Annotated in this window: 16 protein-coding genes; 12 read left to right on the forward strand and 4 right to left on the reverse strand. The window is 27.1% G+C overall.

Going from position 1 to position 17,703, the window contains the following annotated elements:
• Position 1 precedes the first annotated feature (1 nt).
• Positions 2-1,801, forward strand: coding sequence for a hypothetical protein (locus BLA33_RS02550; RefSeq protein ID WP_075226400.1), 1,800 nt, complete (start codon positions 2-4; stop codon positions 1,799-1,801).
• Here BLA33_RS02550 and BLA33_RS02555 read toward each other — a convergent pair.
• Positions 1,798-2,931: a hypothetical protein gene (locus BLA33_RS02555; protein ID WP_075226402.1), complete on the reverse strand. Its 1,134-nt coding sequence runs from the start codon at positions 2,929-2,931 to the stop codon at positions 1,798-1,800. The genes BLA33_RS02550 and BLA33_RS02555 overlap by 4 nt on opposite strands.
• A 110-nt stretch (positions 2,932-3,041) precedes the next feature.
• On the opposite strand from BLA33_RS02555, the gene BLA33_RS02560 reads away from it, so the two are divergent.
• Together BLA33_RS02560 and rpmB are read left to right on the forward strand one after the other, a co-directional pair.
• On the forward strand, positions 3,042-4,604 hold the full coding sequence (locus BLA33_RS02560; RefSeq protein WP_029346552.1) for a hypothetical protein: 1,563 nt from the start codon (positions 3,042-3,044) through the stop codon (positions 4,602-4,604).
• Between the two features lie 23 nt (positions 4,605-4,627).
• Positions 4,628-4,906: a 50S ribosomal protein L28 gene (gene rpmB, locus BLA33_RS02565; protein WP_004793123.1), complete on the forward strand. Its 279-nt coding sequence runs from the start codon at positions 4,628-4,630 to the stop codon at positions 4,904-4,906.
• A gap of 18 nt (positions 4,907-4,924) precedes the next feature.
• On the opposite strand, the gene amrB is transcribed toward rpmB, so the two are convergent.
• The 3 genes from amrB to BLA33_RS02580 form a co-directional block, all read right to left on the reverse strand.
• Complete coding sequence (gene amrB, locus BLA33_RS02570) at positions 4,925-5,665, reverse strand: AmmeMemoRadiSam system protein B (RefSeq protein ID WP_075226404.1); 741 nt, start codon at positions 5,663-5,665, stop codon at positions 4,925-4,927.
• Between the two features lie 17 nt (positions 5,666-5,682).
• A complete protein-coding gene (pyk, locus tag BLA33_RS02575) occupies positions 5,683-7,116 on the reverse strand; it encodes a pyruvate kinase (protein WP_004791906.1) in 1,434 nt (477 codons plus the stop codon).
• A gap of 97 nt (positions 7,117-7,213) precedes the next feature.
• The gene (locus tag BLA33_RS02580) at positions 7,214-8,632 is read right to left on the reverse strand and encodes an NFACT RNA binding domain-containing protein (RefSeq protein WP_075226406.1); all 1,419 of its coding nucleotides are present in this window, start codon (positions 8,630-8,632) and stop codon (positions 7,214-7,216) included.
• Between the two features lie 189 nt (positions 8,633-8,821).
• Here BLA33_RS02580 and BLA33_RS02585 point away from each other — a divergent pair, with 189 nt between their 5' ends.
• The 9 genes from BLA33_RS02585 to rpsI are packed head-to-tail and all read left to right on the forward strand — an operon-like array spanning position 8,822 to position 17,695.
• Entirely contained in the window at positions 8,822-9,472 is a 651-nt protein-coding gene (locus BLA33_RS02585; RefSeq protein ID WP_029346554.1) for a LolA family protein, read from the forward strand.
• 10 nt (positions 9,473-9,482) lie between these two features.
• Positions 9,483-10,682 carry a BB_0345 family helix-turn-helix protein gene (locus BLA33_RS02590; protein WP_075226408.1) on the forward strand — a complete coding sequence of 400 codons (1,200 nt, stop codon included), beginning with the start codon at positions 9,483-9,485 and terminating at the stop codon, positions 10,680-10,682.
• Positions 10,683-10,684: 2 nt separating this feature from the next.
• Positions 10,685-12,781: an ATP-dependent helicase gene (locus BLA33_RS02595; protein ID WP_029346555.1), complete on the forward strand. Its 2,097-nt coding sequence runs from the start codon at positions 10,685-10,687 to the stop codon at positions 12,779-12,781.
• Between the two features lie 9 nt (positions 12,782-12,790).
• On the forward strand, positions 12,791-13,066 hold the full coding sequence (gene gatC / locus BLA33_RS02600; protein WP_029346556.1) for an Asp-tRNA(Asn)/Glu-tRNA(Gln) amidotransferase subunit GatC: 276 nt from the start codon (positions 12,791-12,793) through the stop codon (positions 13,064-13,066).
• Positions 13,067-13,076: 10 nt separating this feature from the next.
• A complete protein-coding gene (gene gatA, locus BLA33_RS02605) occupies positions 13,077-14,522 on the forward strand; it encodes an Asp-tRNA(Asn)/Glu-tRNA(Gln) amidotransferase subunit GatA (RefSeq protein WP_029346557.1) in 1,446 nt (481 codons plus the stop codon).
• Positions 14,512-15,969, forward strand: coding sequence for an Asp-tRNA(Asn)/Glu-tRNA(Gln) amidotransferase subunit GatB (gatB, locus tag BLA33_RS02610; protein WP_032985663.1), 1,458 nt, complete (start codon positions 14,512-14,514; stop codon positions 15,967-15,969). Before gatA ends, gatB begins: the two co-directional genes overlap by 11 nt.
• Positions 15,962-16,771 (forward strand): hypothetical protein, encoded by an 810-nt coding sequence (locus BLA33_RS02615; protein WP_004793194.1) that lies wholly within the window; start codon positions 15,962-15,964, stop codon positions 16,769-16,771. Before gatB ends, BLA33_RS02615 begins: the two co-directional genes overlap by 8 nt.
• A 52-nt stretch (positions 16,772-16,823) precedes the next feature.
• Positions 16,824-17,288 (forward strand): 50S ribosomal protein L13, encoded by a 465-nt coding sequence (gene rplM, locus BLA33_RS02620; RefSeq protein WP_029346558.1) that lies wholly within the window; start codon positions 16,824-16,826, stop codon positions 17,286-17,288.
• Entirely contained in the window at positions 17,285-17,695 is a 411-nt protein-coding gene (gene rpsI, locus BLA33_RS02625; RefSeq protein ID WP_004791830.1) for a 30S ribosomal protein S9, read from the forward strand. The genes rplM and rpsI overlap by 4 nt, the downstream gene beginning before the upstream one ends.
• Positions 17,696-17,703: the final 8 nt, after the last annotated feature.

Here is a 17,703-nt window from a genome sequence, read left to right on the forward strand (position 1 = left end):
TATGAAAAGAGAAATATATGCATTTTTGAGCAACTTTATTATTTTTCTATGTTTTTTCCTAGGGTTAATCTTTAGTTATTCTTATTTTTTTGGAGAAAATTTTTTAGAAAAGCATAGGTTAGTAGCAGCTTTTTTTGATTCTATTTTGCTTTTTTATAAGTATTTTTATGGATTTTTTATTTTTATTGTTTGTATTTACTTTGCTTTTTTTGTTCGCCAAGAAATAAAGATTTATTTAAAATCGTATAATGGATATTTATTTTCTAGGTTTTATGCATTTTTACTATTATTTTTTATTATAGGGCTTTTTTTTACTTTTATATTTAATTTAACATTGCCTTATATAATTGCCCAGAGAAATGAGTATAAGTTTAGTTACGATAGATATAACCTTCTTGAAAGTGAAGCAAATGAAATATCTCTTAAAATTAAAAATATAGATATAAGTTTGTCTTCAAATAGACTTTTTTTATCTGCTGACTTGTCAGATTCAATGAAGCAAAAAAGGAAACATCTTGAAAATTTGATTAGAATATATGATAAAATGCGAATTATTTATGTAAATAATGAAGAGCTTTTAACAAATTATTATTTAGTGAAATCTGAATATAATAAAATTCCAAACTATGATGTTGATTTGGAAAAGGTTAAAAAAACTTTTTCAAGGTATCCTTTGCGAAGCCTTAAAAAGCAAGATTTTTTCAATATTGTTAATGAATTTATTTTCCAAAATGATTATTATACGGCCAATTACTTTGCTTATATTGCTTATGTTGCAACAAAAGACGATAATTTTGTTGAACTTTTAAATTTGACTTTAAAGTTTATTAATGAAAACAGGAATTTTGAAAAAGAAAAAATGCAGTTGATTTCTGAAGAAAAGCAAAAAAATTTTTTGTATCTTAATACTGAAAAGTTTAAATTAGCTTATTACGGTTTTTCTAATCTTCATAAGCTATTGCCCAGTGATAATGAAATTTTAAATTATAAAAATAAATCGCTTGAAAAACTTAGGAAAAAGTATCTTTTTTTTGATGAGATTGAAAAATATTTTGAATATTACGGAATAAACGATGTATTTTTATTGCAGCCAGATTCTAATAAAGGGTTTTATGATTATATTTATATGCAAAAAGTTGTCACTCTTAATAATTATTCTAAAATAATAAAAAATTTTGAGCTTATTAGATTTAATAATACAGGAAATGTTATATTGCATATTAAAATTCCATTTGCTACTTTGAGAGGTAATTCTGTGTATCAAAATGTTTTAAATAAAGACGATGAGCAGAGTGAAATTACCCTTACCAAAGTTTTTGTGTCTATGGATAGTTTTGATACGAATGTTTTAGAGGTTGTAAAAATTAATGAGAATGTAGAAAATTTAGCTTTATTTTCAAATTTCCCTGAGGTTGGATTTTTTTTAAAAATTCAAAGTTTGTCAAGCGCTTTTAATAAAGTTGCTATATTAAATTTGAAATTAATTAATATTTTTTCCTCGAGCTTGATTTTGCTAATTTCTCCTATTTTGCTAGTTTTAATGGGGGCATTTTTTATCTCTTTGTTTTCTAAAATAGAATTTAATTTTAATTCCAAGGCTATGATTTTTCTAGTTTCATTAATGATAGCTATTTTTTCTGGGATTATTTGTCTTTTTGTAAATTATTTTTTAATTGTCTTTACTTCTCTTCTTATATATGCTTTTAATAGTGTGCACATATCTTTAGCTATTCTTTCTTCGTTATTGTTTTTCCTTATTTTTAAAGTCATTGTTGTAAATTGCAGAGAAAAGCGCATTTAATTTTTATTTTTTTTTAGATTCTTAATTCTAGAGAAAAACCATTCATTTATTAGCAAGTTTTCTTTTTCAATTGTTTTTTTGCTTAATGCATAAGAATAGCTATTGATTTGGGTTTCGTCAATTATAAAAGGAGATATTCCATCAATTGAGTGTTTTATTTTTAAATTTAATTCTTTGTAAGGGGTAAAACCATTAGCAAAGCCAAAGCATATGTTTGATTGGAATTGATTGTTAAATCCAATTAGGTTTTTTTGGGTTTTTTTATCTAAAATCCAGCTGATAAATTTTTTAGTTAAAATAGATGTTTCTAAAACACCAATAAAATTTGGGCTTGAAATAACAATTTCATTGTTATTATTGATTAGATATGAAAATTTTATTTGTGCTTTCTCTTGTTCGCTTAAGCTATTGTAAAAGGTTAGATCGCTCAATCCTGTTATTAAAAGAGATTTTTTATTAAGTAATATTTTGTTTAGTTTAAGGTAGCCGTATTTATTAAAGAAATCTTTTTGCAAATCCATTTGTTTTGCATTTAAAAATGATGAGAAATATTCTAGCATTTTTAAAATTTTATTTTCATTGTAATTTAATTTATTCTTTTCAAAAGAAAACCTCACATCATTTATTTCAGAAATCACATAAAATAAGTTTTCAGAAATATAGGGCGATATAAAGAATTTTCCGTCTTTAATGAAATTTTCGTATTCTTCTTTTAAATATTTGGTGTTTATGTATTTTTTAATGTGGTGTGTATTTTTATAGATTAAAATAGGAATATCAAAGCTTAATGGGATAATTTTGTAATTAAATTGTTTGAAAATATTTTTTAAGATAGGATAGTCGGGATTATAATTGATTTTTATAGATTTAAAATGGTTTATAATATTTGTATTGCCAATATTTTTAGAAATAATTATTTGTGCATTTTCTTTTTCTACTGTTTGCAGATCAATGTTGTTCCTAAACTTAATTATAAAATTTAGTTTATTTTCGATGTTAAATTGATTTATATAAAATGGTATTGTTTTGTTGTCAGTTAGTACAATTATATTTTTATTTGTTGAGCAGCTAGGACTAATCAACAAAATTGCCATTAGTATTAAATTTTTTATTCTCATAAAATTATTCAAGTTTTTTCTTTTATTTTACAATAAATTATGTATAATTTTTATAGTTAATATTGATTTCTGTGTTTAATTGGAAAATAGAGCAAGGGAACCGAAGAGTTTTTAGGGGGATAATGAATTTGGGTTTATTTGATTTTATACTTTCTATGTTTAGTATTAATAAAGAACTTACTTCTGAACAGATAAAGCAAAAAAGGTTAAAAGAAGTTAAAATTAGTTTAAGCAGAGTAAGCAATTTTTTTAATGCTTCAAAAATTCAGGCTTTACCTCAATTTTCCAGATTTCTTTATAATTTTTATAAAATTTTTTCTCCCTTAAGGCCATTTGTTCAAAGATATAAAAATTCCAATAAAATTGTTCATTTTGTTGTTGAAAAATATTTAAATGAAAGTCAGAAAAAATCTTTAGATTATATTTATTCTTTTTCTGCAAGCGACAATATAAATTTGACTCCAGATCTTCCTAAAAATTTACATAATAATTTATCTTATTTGTTTAAAAACATAACTCAAGAACAAATTAAATTGATAGATGAAACTTATGGAGCTTTGCATAATTTTTTTGATTTAGTCTTATATCAATATTATTTGGTTCTTAAAAATTTTGACAACTTGCTTCCAGAAGATGATTTTGTCTATAGGCCTAGATTCAGTTCTATAGGTTGTGGAGTTATTATAGATGATCTTAAAGATTTATTAGAATGTATTTCTTGCATCAAGAATATTTCTATTTGGAAAAACCTTTATGACATTATTTTAGAAATTTATGGAAATAAAGAAGATTTTCCCATTAAATCGAATGCCTGGATTAAGATTGTTTCTTCCATTATGGATATAAATAAGAGTAAAGAAATTTTATATCTAATAAGATATGTTAGTGGGGATCCAGATTATTTTCCTATTTCTATTGGGCAAAAGCCTAATCCAGTGGCAAGAATATTTTTCAATGATCTTACCAAGCATGTTGCTAATGAAATTGAAAAAATTAAAGTTTTGCAAAAAAATAGCAAATCTAAAATATTAGCCGAACAGCTTTTCCCAGGAATATCTTTTTTAAATTTGGATAATTATAATGAAAAAATGAATGAAAAGATTGTATCTAAAATTATGAGCACTACAGGCTATATTTATTGCGAGCTTTTAGTTTATTTAAGAACATATACTATTTATTTTGTCAAAAAAGATCTTAATGATATTATTAATTTGCTTATAATTAAGGGACAGTGGAAGCTTATAGAGCTTTCTAGAGAAATGTCTAATGACATGCATGCTTTGATTAATATTTATGCAAACCTTATTGATTTTGATTCTAGTTTAGGAGAGCAAGGTGGCTATGGTAATAGAATAAATGCATTACTACATAGAGCTTCTGTTGGAGATAAATCTTCGGAGAAATTATTATTAAATATAATAGCCGATGTTAATAAAAAGGCGTTTACTATATCAAGCGAATATTATTCTAAAATTTATTCTATTGAACAGCGTTTACAAGATTGTCTTTCAGACTATTCAAAGGCGTCTTTGGAAAGAGAGCTAATTTATAATTGGAAAGAGCTTGATATGGATCTTGCTAAAAGCTATGGAAACAATTTAAACTTTGGAGGTATAATGAAGAATATTTTGGGTAGTTTGGCTTTATTTTTAAAGTTAATGGATTTGTATTTGGAGAAAAAATAATAAAAAATTTGAAGGAGTGTTAAATGGCTAGAAAGTGTGAAATAACAGGAAAAAAAACTATGTTTGGGAACAATGTTCCAAGGAAGGGTCTTGCCAAGAAAAAGGGTGGAGCTGGGCAGCATATTGGAGTAAAAACCAAAAGAACCTTTAAGGTCAATTTAATAAATAAAAAATTTTTTATTCCAGATCTTGGAAGAAGTATTAAGATTAAGGTTTCTGCCAATGCATTAAGAAGTATTTCAAAGATAGGACTTGATGCTTTTTTAAAGAAAAACTGCAAAAAAATAGAAAACTTTTTATAAATTTTAATTTTGACAATTTTATTTTATTAGAATACTGCTTGATATCAAGTATTCTGGAGGGTTGGTTGTTATTTTTGAGTCTGTAAATTCAAAATTTTTAAAAAGGCTTGAAATAACCATGATTGAATTTATGTTTTCCGGAAATATTTTTTTTGATTTATAGCTTTCTAGTATTAGATTTAGAGTAGGCGGTTTTTCTTCAAGGAAGATGCGCTTTAAATTTTCTTCAAGCCTTAGGGCTTTTTTTATATTTGTAGATTTTGAAATAAAGCAAGATAGAAAAATAAATGAATTTTCTTCTTCGTTTATAAAAGGTGTTAAAAACTCACAAAATTTTAGTAAATGTTTATTGCAAATTTTACCAAAAATTATTGGAATTATTTTTATATTTTTCTTTATATTACTAATAAAATTCAATGTAATTTCAATTTTATGATCATTTTCGATTAATTTATCGTCTATATTGATAAAATTTAAATTTTTTAATAACTTTAATATTTTTAAGTTTACTTTAATATTTTTATTAAAAATTCTCCATACATGATGATTAGATATATTAATTAAAAAATTGCTTTTTGCTTCAGAGATTATAAATACATTATTAGTTTGATTTGATATTATTTTTTTAAACAAACATTCATTTTTTAAAAAAAACTCATAGTTTCCATAACTTGTTAGGATAGCTTTGTGAGTTTTTTTTTCTGCCAGCTTAAATGACAAGCTGTTTGTGTTATTTGAATAAAATATGTTTTCAACCAAGGGGTTTCTAACTTGCTTTATATATTTCGCCCCTTGATTGCATCTTCTACTGTGTTTATTTCCATAAATTCTGTTCCTTTGTCAGTATCTCTATTTGGGTTACCAGAAATAATTATTACAGTATCTTTGTCATTGACAATATTTTGTTCTTTTAACATTTTAAGAGAAGTTACTACAAATTCGGTAGTTCTTTTAAAATTATTGTCTACAAGATTAGAATAAACACCGTAAGATAAGGATAATTCTCTTGCCAGTCTTTCGCTATTTGTTGTAATGAATAATGGAACACTTGCCCTGTAAGTTGCCATTATTCTTGCAGTTTTGCCTTTTAGAGAATCTACAATAATTGCTTTTACATCCATAAGCTTTGTGGCATCGATTGCACATTTTATAATATAGTTTCTTGTAATGCTTTTATCGTAAAAAAGTTCATCTTTATATAAAGTCATTTTTCTATGTTTTTCAACTTTTTTAGCAATGCTTGTCATCATTTTTACAGCTTCAATTGGATATTTTCCGTAAGCGGTTTCTCCAGATAGCATAATTGCATCTGTACCGTTTAAAATAGCGTTAGCGATGTCAGATACTTCTGCTCTAGTAGGCCTTGGATTTTCAATCATTGTATGAAGCATTTGAGTTGCTGTAATCACAGGTATTCCATACTTTATGCAGGTTTGTGTTATTTTGAGTTGGGCAATAGGCACATCTTCTGCAGGAATTTCGACCCCCATATCTCCTCTTGCGACCATTATTCCATAAGATGCTTTTACAATTTCTTCAATATTGTCAATTCCTTCTTGATTTTCGATTTTGGATATGATTTTTACATCAGGATTTCCAGCAGCATTTAAAATTTTTTGAACATCTTGAATGTCTTTGGAATTCCTTACAAACGAATGGGCAATAAAATCAACATTATATTTTGCTGCAAGCTCAATAAATCCTTTGTCTTTTTCGGTTACTGATTGCAGTTTAAGAGAAATGCCGGGAGTATTGATTGATTTTTTATTTTTAATTTTTCCGTCATTTTTAATTTCACAAATTAATCGGTCAGGCAGTTTAGTAACAACAGTCATTTCAAGCTCACCATCATCAATTAGCACTTTAGATCCTTGGGGCACTTCTTTAACAAATCCATCATAATTAGTTTGAAGGCTGTTAGGTTCATTAATAGGCGAAGTTGAGATTATTACTTTGTCTCCAGTTTTTACAATAATAGGATTTTCAATATTTGCTGTTCTAACTTCTGGTCCTTTTGTGTCGATCATTAGAGCTATTTTATTTGAAATTTTTCTAACATTGTCTATTACTTTTATTGTATCTTCGTGTGATTGATGAGCAGTATTTAGTCTTATTACATTTACTCCTGCATCGTATAAATCTTTTATGTGTTCTGGTTCGCATCTAAGATCAGATATTGTTGCTACAATTTTTGTTAACTTTGAAATCATAAAGTTCTTCCTCCACTTTTATAAATTTTATGCTTTTTGTCTTTGAATAACAATATTTTGTAAAAAATTCAAAACTTTGCTTTGCTATAAACATTATTTAGGTTTGATTTTTTATTTTTTTTATTAGATTTTCATCTAGCTTAATATGTAAATTTTTTTCTGCTTTTGGAATTACAAGGCCTAGCTTTCCGTTTTTAACCCTTCTTAAATTTTTAACTTGCGTGTAGTAAATATCTGCTTTTCCTGATTTTTTTGCTAATTTTGTATAAAATACGCATAAATTACCAGCAGCTAAAAGGACATCGAGGCAAGGAGTTTTATTTTTTTGATTTCTAATAAAAACATAAGCTCCAGGATAATCTCTTGTATGAAGCCAATAATCATTTCCTTTAACACAGCGCCTTAAAAGTTCATCGTTTTCTTTTGCGTTTCTTCCAATAAGAATTTCAAATCCACAAGAGGTAAAATGTAAGCCTATTTTTGGTGTTTTTTCTTTTTTTTTAATAGCAGTTTCTTCTTGATTATATTCTTCTTTTGGAATGAAATTTTCGATCTTTAACATATTTATTTTTGATTTAATGAGATTAAATTTGTCTAGATTATCTTTTAATTGATTTTGTATGGTTTTAAAAGAATTTTTGCCCTTTTTGTATGCTTTAAAATATTGTAAGGCATTTTCTTTTGGCGATAACGATTGGTTTAACGATATTTTTATTTTTTCTTCTTTATAATTTAAGAGGGTTATTTCTTTGACCCCTTTTTGTATTTTGTTGATATTTAATAAAATCAACTCGCCCTTTTCCTTTTCGTTTTCAATGTTTTCAATTAGTTTGATTTGTTGTTTTAAAGACTCTATTCTTTTTTCTAAAGCAATTAACTCTTTTTTATATTTTTCAATAAGCAATTCTTTTATATTGTTTTTTTTAATTTGATTACTGAGTGATTCGTAGTAATTTTCAAGAAATTCAGAATAAGATTTATGGCTGGTATTATTGTATTCTTCTTTTAGGCCCATGATTTTTTTATCAGGCATTTTATTGCTTTCATGTATTTCTTTAGCTTTTAAAAAGGTTTCACCCGTTGTTTCTTTTGCTTTTGGTCTTCTGTAATATGCGTCCAGTATTTTAAAGTTTTGGTTTGTAGCTATTATATTTGGAGAGGATGGCCACAATTTAATGAATAAGATAATTATGTCCTTTTTAAAAATCTCAAGATAAATTATTCTTTCATTTTTCATTTGGAAAGCTTTTAGAATTTTTCCATTTTGAATTTTTGATTTTAAGAAATCAGAAAATCTTAATTTTAAAGCATTCTTTTTGAAATTTTTTCTTGTTATATGGAATCTGGTAGTGCTTGGATTTAAAGAGATCAATATTTTAAATTTTTTATTGTCAATTTTATTGTAAATCTCTAAAATCAAACTTTTATAATCCGGCTGTATTATTTCTTTTATTAAAGAGTTTGAGAAAGGGATTTCTTTAATCAAAGTATTTATTTCAACGTAATTCAAAGACATTTTTATCAAATCCTAATTCTTTAAAGGTGTTTTATACTTAAGCTTTAAATTTTTATTTTATGTATTAAACTATTACTATTAATAATAGTTTATTTCCATGATATGTAGTATTATGGAAATAAAGTTTATTGGCAATCGTTTAAATTTAGTTTTGTTAATAGCTTAAGCTTAATAATAAGAGTTCATAGAATGATAAAAACAATGCTTTTATTAGTTTTGTATCCTGTTGCTGTTTTTGCTCAAATATCTGCAAATCAATACTTTGAAGGAATTTATGCTAAATATCAAAATATAGAGGATATGCAAGCGACAATTAATTTCACTTTAAAGGGATTAAAGCAGACAGGTGTTTTGTTTTATAAGTTTCCAGATAAGTTTATTATTAATCTAGATTCAAATAATCAAGTTTTTGTAAGCGATGGTGAATTTTTGACAGTTTATGTTCCATCTCTTGGTACCTCGTTTAATCAGCAATTATTAAAAGGTAGTAGTGGGGGAGGTCTTATGAAAGTTTTAAATAGTGAGTACAGCGTATCTTATACCAATTCTCCAAATCTAGAAGCTCTAGATTCATCTGAGCCTGGAAAATATATTAAATTAACCTTTTCTAGAAAGCTTTACAAAGGGGCCGCTACTATTAATTCTTTTATTATTGCCTTTACTCCGGATGGAACAATTAGAAGGATTACTGCTTATCCTACTAGCGGTGGGCGTGAAATAGTTATTGATTTAACCGCTGTTAAGTTTAATGTTGGAATTCTTGATAGCAAATTTAAGTACGATCCCCCAAAATCTTCAAATAAGGTAGATAATTTTTTATATGATATTAAAAAAAATTAAGGTTTAATCTATGGAAGAAAATGATTTTATTAAATTTGGGAGTTATTTGAGAAAAGTTAGAAATGGTAAAAATTTGACTCTTGAAATGGTAGCGGAGGATATTAAAATTTCTATTAAGTATCTTAAAGCTCTTGAAGATTCTAATATTGAAATTTTTCCAAATGAAGTTTTGGCTGTTGGATTTTTAAGAACTTATAGCGAATATTTAGATATTGATTCTAGATTGATATCAACACTTTTTAAGGATTATAAAAGTAAACTTAATAATAGTTATATTGGGATTAGATCTGAAGATAAAATTTCAAATTTGGGATTTTTAGGCGATAATAAGGTTTTAGATAAAAAATTGTTTTTTTTAAATTTAGAGTCCTTAAGTATATTGAAAATTCTGCTAGGAATTGTTGGTGTTATTTTACTATTGTTTGTGTTTTTTTCTTTTAGAGAAGTGGAAGTTTATTTTAAAAAATTTTTTAAGCTTAGTCAGAATGAAAAGATAATTTCAAATCTTCATGAAGTGTCTTTTGATAAAAAGAATTTTTGGAATATTTCTCTTAAAGAGGGAGATTCTTTATTTTTAACGTATGGCGATAATATTGCAAAATATAGAGCATCTTTTATTAGTGATGATTTAGTTATTGTTGATGAGTCTAAAAAAAGTAAAAATATTTTTAATTTAGGAGAGTTTAAAGAGATAAATCTTGATGATAATATGAGAGTCAAAATTATTTATGAGAATTATTATTATGATAAGTCGAAAATAGCCAATGTAAGTTTAGAATCTTTTGATTTAAATGTTAAATATGTATCTGAAACTAATATTGACAATAGGTTTAACATTTTAAATTGGCAGTTTGATGTTAAGGGAACTGAAAAATTACCAAGTGGCGATTATCTTACTCTGTATTCTTCTCAGAAACTTTCAAATGTTGATTTAAAAATCGATTTTTTAAATGATACATTTTTTAGATATGCTGATGAAAACAATCTTCATGGCAAGTCTTTTTTTGCATCCAAAGGTATTCCTATTAATCTAGCTTTTGAGAAATCTTTGATACTATTCTTTTCAAGACTTTCTGATGTTAATATTATTCTCAATGAAAGAGACATTACTCCTTTTTTAAAAGAGCAGGGGAAAGAAATTTTTGCTGTTCAATTCTTCTGGGTAAAGACACCTTCAGGGTTTGATCTCAAAGTTTCTGAAGTTTATTAGTAATGGATAAAATAAAAAATTTTTTTTCCAGCTTAAATTCGTCCCAGGAAAAAATTGTTTTTAGTAAAAGTAAAAATCCAATTCTTGTTTTAGCAGGGCCTGGAAGTGGTAAAACTAGGGTTATAATTGCAAAAATTGTGTATTTAATCAAACATATGAATATAAATCCTAATGAAATTTTGGCTTTAACTTTTACCAATAAAGCTGCAAATGAAATGAATGATAGAATAAATGATCTTTTAAAATTTGACAAGAAACTTCATATTCAAACTTTTCATTCTTTTGGATCTTGGCTTTTGAGAGCTTACTATAAGGATTTTGATAGAAATTATGATTCAAATTTTACAATTTGGGATACTAATGATGTAGTTAAATTTGTCAAAGAAATTAATCTTGCTTCAAATTTTGAAATGGCAAAACATATTGCAGCTTTGATTTTAAAAGACAAAGAAAATTTTTTCTTAGAAAAATTTATTAAATTTGCAGAAAAGGAATATGAGTATATTAAAATTTATGAGGAAGAGAAAGCTAAAAATAATGCTTTTGATTTCGCAGACCTTATTATTAAACCTATTTTAATGCTGAGGCATTCTAAATCTCTAAAAGAATCTGTTCAATCTAAATTTAAAGTTATTTTTGTAGATGAATATCAAGATACTAATTATTCACAATTTTTATTTTTGAAAGAACTTTATTCGGATGGTATGTATTTTATGGTTGTAGGAGATGAAGATCAGTCAATATATTCTTTTAGAGGAGCTAGAATTGAAAATATTCTTGAATTTGAAAAAACTTTTGACAATGTTATTAAATTTTATTTAGTGCAAAATTACCGTTCAAATTCAAATATAGTGAGGATTGCAAATGGAGTTATCTCAAAAAATAAAAATAGGTATGAAAAACAAATAACAACTCAAAATGGTTCTGGTAAAAGAATGAAATTTTTAGTTTTTCAAAGCACATCAGATGAAGCTGAATATTTTTCTAACTTGCTTGTTTCCAATGATATTGAGACAGCAATACTTTATAGATTCAATTCTCAATCTTTTCATTTTGAAACATCTTTTTTAAAGAAAAATATTCCATACAAGGTTTTAGGATCAATTAAATTTTATGAGAGAGAGGAAATAAAGGATATTATTTGTTTGCTTAGGCTTCTTATAAATAAGAAAGATAAAATAGCTTTTTTAAGAATGATAAATAAGCCTTCTAGGGGAATTGGAAAAACTACTCTAGATAAAATAATTAGTTCTTTAAACGACGATGATGTTAATTTCAATTTGTTTTGTGCTAGTAAAAAAACTTTGAGTTCTCTTAAAAATAGGGCCAAAGAGTCTCTTTTATTGTTTTTAAATATTTATGATGAGCTGGGCAGAAAACTTTTTGAAGGTAATTATATTAATTTATCTGCTTTTATTGAGGATGTTGTAATTAAGTTTGGCCTTTTAGATTATTATAAAAAATTTGATAAAGATGAAAAATTAAGAAATATTGATGAGCTTATTAATAGTGGAATTGAATATTCAGGTACATTTGAAGGTCTTGCTATTTTTTTAGAAAATTCTTCACTTTCTCCTTTAATTTCTGGAGATTTTAAGTCCAATATATTTTTATCTTCAATCCACGGTGTTAAGGGACTTGAATTTGATAGAGTTGTGATTTCTGGACTTGAAAAAGGTCTTTTGCCAGCTGAAATTGAAGAATTAACAGAAGATAGGCTTGAGGAAGAGAGAAGGCTTTTTTATGTTGCAATCACAAGAGCTAAATCAGAGCTTATTATTACCTTAAATTTGAAGCGAGCTTTTAGGGGTTCTTTTAAAAGTACCGAGCTTTCCGTTTTTTCCCAAGATATTAACAAAAATTTTTATGACACTATTTTTATTCCTGAGTATTTAAAAGAAAGTTTTAATAATTTTTTTATTGATAGTAAAAGGGATATTAGATTTAATATTGGAGACTATATAATTTATAATGGAGAAAGGGGAATGATTATTGATAGCTGGTACCAAGGTAACTCGCAGTTTGTTAAAATTAGTTTGATAAATGGAAAGAAGGCTATTTTGAGTTCTGAGTATATTAAAAAAATTATTAAAGTTTAGAGGTTTATTTTGAAAGATATACATTTAGAAAATAGTTTAAAATTAAGCTTGGTGACACTTAATAGGGATAGTGAGGATAAATTTATTTCAAAATTTGAGAAAGTTATTAAATTGGTTAATGAAATTTCAAATTTTGAGGTTAAAATTAATTTTAATGCTAATAAGAAAAATATTTCTACATTGCGTGAGGATAAAGTCAGATGTTCTCTTTCTATTGAATCAATTAAAAAGCTTAGTAACTCGTTTTTAGATGGATATTTTTCATCTCCTAAAATATTAGAATAAGGATAAGGTCTTGGACTTAAGTAATTTAACTTTAACCAAAATTCAAGAATTAGTTTTGACTAAAAAATGTAAAATTTATGACATTTTACTTGCTTATAAAAATAATTATGAATCAAATAAAGATGTAAATGGATATATTGAATTTTTTGATGATTCTTTAGATATTGCAAAAAGGTATGACGATTGTTTAAAAAATTGCGAATTAGAAGATTTGCCTTTAATTGGCATGCTTATTGCTGTTAAAGATAATATTTCAATTCAAGATAAATCTTTAACTTGTGCTTCTGAAATTTTAAAAGGCTATATTTCTCCTTATGATGCGACTGTGATTAAAAGGCTCAAGAATAAAGGAGCAATCTTAATTGGCAGAACCAATATGGATGAATTTGCCATGGGTTCTACCGGTGAATTGTCATGTTATGGTGCAACTTTAAATCCTTTAAATAGAGAATATGTTATAGGGGGTAGTTCTGGAGGCTCTGCAGCTGTAGTTGCATCTTTTCAAGCACCTTTTTCTCTTGGCAGTGATACTGGGGGTTCTGTTAGACTTCCTGCATCTTTTTCAGGAATTTTAGGTTTTAAACCTTCTTATGGAGGCCTTTCTCGCTATGGGCTTGCATCTTATGCTTCGTCTTTTGATCAAATAGGATTTTTTTCTCATTCTATTGAAGACATTGCTTTAATATTAAAACATACTTGTGGATCTGATAAAATGGATTCTACCAGTGTAGATATCTTTGACGATTTTTATCCCTTAAAAATTGAGTCTTTGCAAGGTAAAAATTTAGCTTTAATTAAAGAGCTTAGCGAAGATTTAATGGACAAAAATGTTGCAAGTAGTTTTGCCAAATTTAAATTTGATCTTTTGTCAAAAGGTGCTAATATAAAAGAAGTTTCAATAGAAGAGATTAATTTTATTTTATCAATTTATTATACAATTTCTCCCGTTGAAGCATCTTCCAATCTTGCTCGTTATACTGGACTTTGCTACGGCAAGAGAATATCAGAAAATTTAAGTCTTAATGATTTTTATTTTAAACATAGAAGTAATTTCTTGTCAGAAGAAGTTAAAAGGCGTATTATTCTTGGAAATTATTTATTGTCAGAAGGGTACGATGCCAAATATTATGTAAAAGCTTGTGAAATTCTTCAGAATTTGATTATTCCCAAATTTAACAAGCTTTTTGAAAGCTGTGATTTTATTATTACCCCAACAAGTTTTGTTAAGCCTTTTAGAGTTGGTTTAGATTTTGATGATCCTGTTAAAATGTATTATTCAGATATTTGCACTGTGATTGCAAATCTTATTGGTGCTCCTGCTATTTCGCTTCCGTATTCTAAGGACAAGGAAGGATTATCTATTGGAATGCAAATTATTGGGCGTAGCAAGAAGGATTTTGAACTTTTAAGTTTTTCAAAAAATGTGATTAGGGAATTAGGATTGAATGGAATATAAATTAGTTATTGGATTAGAAATTCATATTCAGCTAGGGCTAAGAACAAAGGCTTTTTGTGGATGTAAGAATGAGTTTGGAGGAGTTCCCAACTCTCGTATTTGTCCAATTTGTCTTGGACTGCCTGGTTCATTACCAAGTGTGAATGTAGAGCTTATTAATAGTGCAATTTTAGCGGGTCATGCCACAAATTCAAAGATTAGGCATGTTGTTAAATTTGATAGAAAACATTATTATTATCCAGATTTGCCAAAAGGATATCAAATCTCGCAAAATGATAAGCCGATTTGTGAGGGAGGAAGCTTATTGATTGAAACCCCTTCTGGGCTTAAAAAGATTAACATTATTAGAATTCATATGGAAGAAGATTCAGGTAAAAGTCTGCATTTGCTGGATAGTGAAAATCAAAGTTATATTGATTTTAATCGTTCGGGAGCTCCTTTACTTGAGATTGTTTCTGCTCCAGATATTAGCAGTGGGGATGAAGCAGTTGCTTTTTTAAGTTCTTTAAGAGAAATTTTTAGGTATCTTGATTTGTCGGAATGTAATATGGAGAATGGTTCTTTTAGATGTGACGTAAATGTTAATTTAATTATTACAGAGAGTGGAGTTGAGCATAAAACTCCTATAGCTGAAATAAAGAATTTAAACTCTTTTAAATCTATTAAAGCTGCCATTGAATATGAAGAATTAAGGCAGCAAGAGGAGTGGGTTCAATTTAGGAAAACCCTTGATAGTTGTGGTAAGCACACTAGAGGATTTGATGATAAAAATGGGGTAACTGTGATTCAAAGAGATAAAGAGACCGTATCTGATTATCGTTATTTCCAAGAACCCGATCTACCTTTAATAGAGATTGATGATTTTTATATTGACAATATTAAAAAAATAAAGTTAATTGAACTTCCATTTGATGCAAGAGTTAGGCTTAAAGATCAATATGGGTTAAGTGATTTTGATGTTATTACTTTAACAACAGATAAGCATCTACTTAGATATTTTGAAGAGGCTGCTATTAATGCAAGCGATCCTAAAAAAGTAGCCAATTGGATATTGTCTGAAGTTTTAAGCGTTCTTAATGATAAAGGGATTAGTGTTCTTGAATTTAATTTACTTCCAAGCTATATTACAGAGCTTGTTGAATTTATTGTTGCTGGTAAAATAAGTGGCAAAATGGCAAAAAAGGTGTTTTTAGAGATGATGAGTAGAGAAGTTTCCGCTTCTGTTATTATAAGTGAAAATCAATTAGAGCAAATAAATGACAAGTTTGTTATTAAGCAGATTGTGCTTGAAGTTTTAAATGAAAATCCTAAATCAATTGAACTTTACAAAAAGGGTAAAGATCATGCTATTAAATTTATGATGGGGCAAATAATGAAAAAATCTTCAGGAAAGATTAATCCTATCCTTGCAAATGAAATTCTTTTACAAAGTTTATCAAATGTATGATTTATCCTTAATAGACAATTTGCCAGTGATTAAGAGGGCAAGATTTTTTTATCTTTACGATATTAACGGTAAGAGATATTTAGATTTATATTTAAATGGTGGAAAAAATTTTTTAGGCTATAGAATTCAAGGCTTAAATCGCCTTTTTAAGCAAACTATGTCGAGGGGTTTAATATCTCCTTATGCTTCTGTTTTTAAAAATCAGTTTATCAATTTGGTATTTACTTTTTTTAAAGAGGCTGGATCTGTTTATATTTTTAAGCTAGAGCAAGATGCAAAAAAATTTTTATTATCTTTAACTGGTAAAGATAAAGTTTTTATGCCCTGGGAAAAAGAAGAAGGAATATATGAGTTTAAAATGGGATTTAGGAATATTAAATATCCTATGATTTTTAATATTCCTTTGCCTGATTTTATGTCTGTTATTATTGTTGTTGTAGACAATCTTTCTAGGAAAATAGAATTTAGAGATAATTTTGATGCTGTAACTTTATCTTTGGCTAGACATACATTAAGCAAACTTTTATTTTATAGTAAAAATCTCAATATTAATTTTAATTCTTTTGCTACACCTTTGTTTAGAGTGACTGATAGGTATATGTTTCCTCTTTATGATGCTTGTTATCATGCTGAAATTTTTAATGAATTTCTCAAACATGGGTATTTAATTAGTCCAAATTTTAGTATTCCATCTATTATTCCTTTGAAGTTTTCTAAAGGAGATCTGGATAATTTTAAAAAAATTTGTTTTGCCCTTAAGGATAAGTTTATTGATGTACTTGACAGTGATCCTTACAAATAATAAAATAAATAAGATTTATGCATAAAATTATATGCAAGGGTAATGCGCTATTATGAAGAAAATAACCAATAATGTTACGATTTGGATCAAGCCAAAGACTGTTGAGAAAAAATGGTATTTAATTGATGCAGCAGATAGAGTTTTAGGTAAAGTTGCTGTAGATGTTGTTAGAATTTTAAGAGGCAAACATAAAGCTTATTATACTCCTCATCAAGATTTAGGTGATAATGTTATTATTATTAATGCTTCTAAGGTTAGGCTGACTGGAAAAAAATATCAACAAAAACTTTATTATAGGCACTCAAGATATCCAGGAGGTCTTTATTCTGATACTTTTAAAACATTGTCAGAGAGAAAGCCTTGTGCACCTCTTGAGATCGCTATTAAAGGTATGTTGCCAAAAGGTCCTTTGGGGCGTGATCTTTTTAGAAATTTAAAAGTCTTTTCTGGTTCAGAGCATACTCTTAAAGCTCAAAATCCTATAAAGCTGGAAGCTAATTTAAGAGAGGTAAAATGAAAAAATCAAATTTTAGCAATGTTAATTTATCAATGGGAACTGGTAGGAGAAAGTCTTCTGTTGCTAGAGTTTACATTAGAGAGGGTAGTGGAAATATTAGAGTAAATAATAGAGATTTTGACTCTTATATCCAGCTTGAAAATTTAAGAACAATGGCACTAGCGCCTTTAGTTTTGACAAATACACTCGGAAAATATGATCTTTACATTAATGTTTATGGGGGAGGAATTTCAGGTCAATCGGGTGCAATAAGGCATGGGATCTCAAGGGCTCTTTTTGAACTTGATGAATCTAATAAGATGATTTTGAGATCTAATGGGTTTTTAACAAGAGATTCTAGGAGAGTTGAACGTAAGAAATTTGGGCAGAAAAAAGCACGAAAAAGTTTTCAATTTTCCAAAAGATAATTTTATTT

The organism is Borreliella garinii (assembly GCF_001922545.1).
Classification (GTDB): domain Bacteria; phylum Spirochaetota; class Spirochaetia; order Borreliales; family Borreliaceae; genus Borreliella; species Borreliella garinii.

Coding starts and splice junctions, on each gene's coding strand:
- BLA33_RS02585 (WP_029346554.1), top strand. CDS start 8,822: ATGATAAAAACAATGCTTTTATTAGTTTTGTATCCTGTTGCTGTTTTT.
- BLA33_RS02550 (WP_075226400.1), top strand. CDS start 2: ATGAAAAGAGAAATATATGCATTTTTGAGCAACTTTATTATTTTTCTA.
- rpsI (WP_004791830.1), top strand. CDS start 17,285: ATGAAAAAATCAAATTTTAGCAATGTTAATTTATCAATGGGAACTGGT.
- rplM (WP_029346558.1), top strand. CDS start 16,824: ATGAAGAAAATAACCAATAATGTTACGATTTGGATCAAGCCAAAGACT.
- gatB (WP_032985663.1), top strand. CDS start 14,512: ATGGAATATAAATTAGTTATTGGATTAGAAATTCATATTCAGCTAGGG.
- BLA33_RS02595 (WP_029346555.1), top strand. CDS start 10,685: ATGGATAAAATAAAAAATTTTTTTTCCAGCTTAAATTCGTCCCAGGAA.
- BLA33_RS02615 (WP_004793194.1), top strand. CDS start 15,962: ATGTATGATTTATCCTTAATAGACAATTTGCCAGTGATTAAGAGGGCA.
- pyk (WP_004791906.1), bottom strand. CDS start 7,116: ATGATTTCAAAGTTAACAAAAATTGTAGCAACAATATCTGATCTTAGA.
- BLA33_RS02590 (WP_075226408.1), top strand. CDS start 9,483: ATGGAAGAAAATGATTTTATTAAATTTGGGAGTTATTTGAGAAAAGTT.
- rpmB (WP_004793123.1), top strand. CDS start 4,628: ATGGCTAGAAAGTGTGAAATAACAGGAAAAAAAACTATGTTTGGGAAC.
- BLA33_RS02560 (WP_029346552.1), top strand. CDS start 3,042: ATGAATTTGGGTTTATTTGATTTTATACTTTCTATGTTTAGTATTAAT.
- BLA33_RS02580 (WP_075226406.1), bottom strand. CDS start 8,632: ATGTCTTTGAATTACGTTGAAATAAATACTTTGATTAAAGAAATCCCT.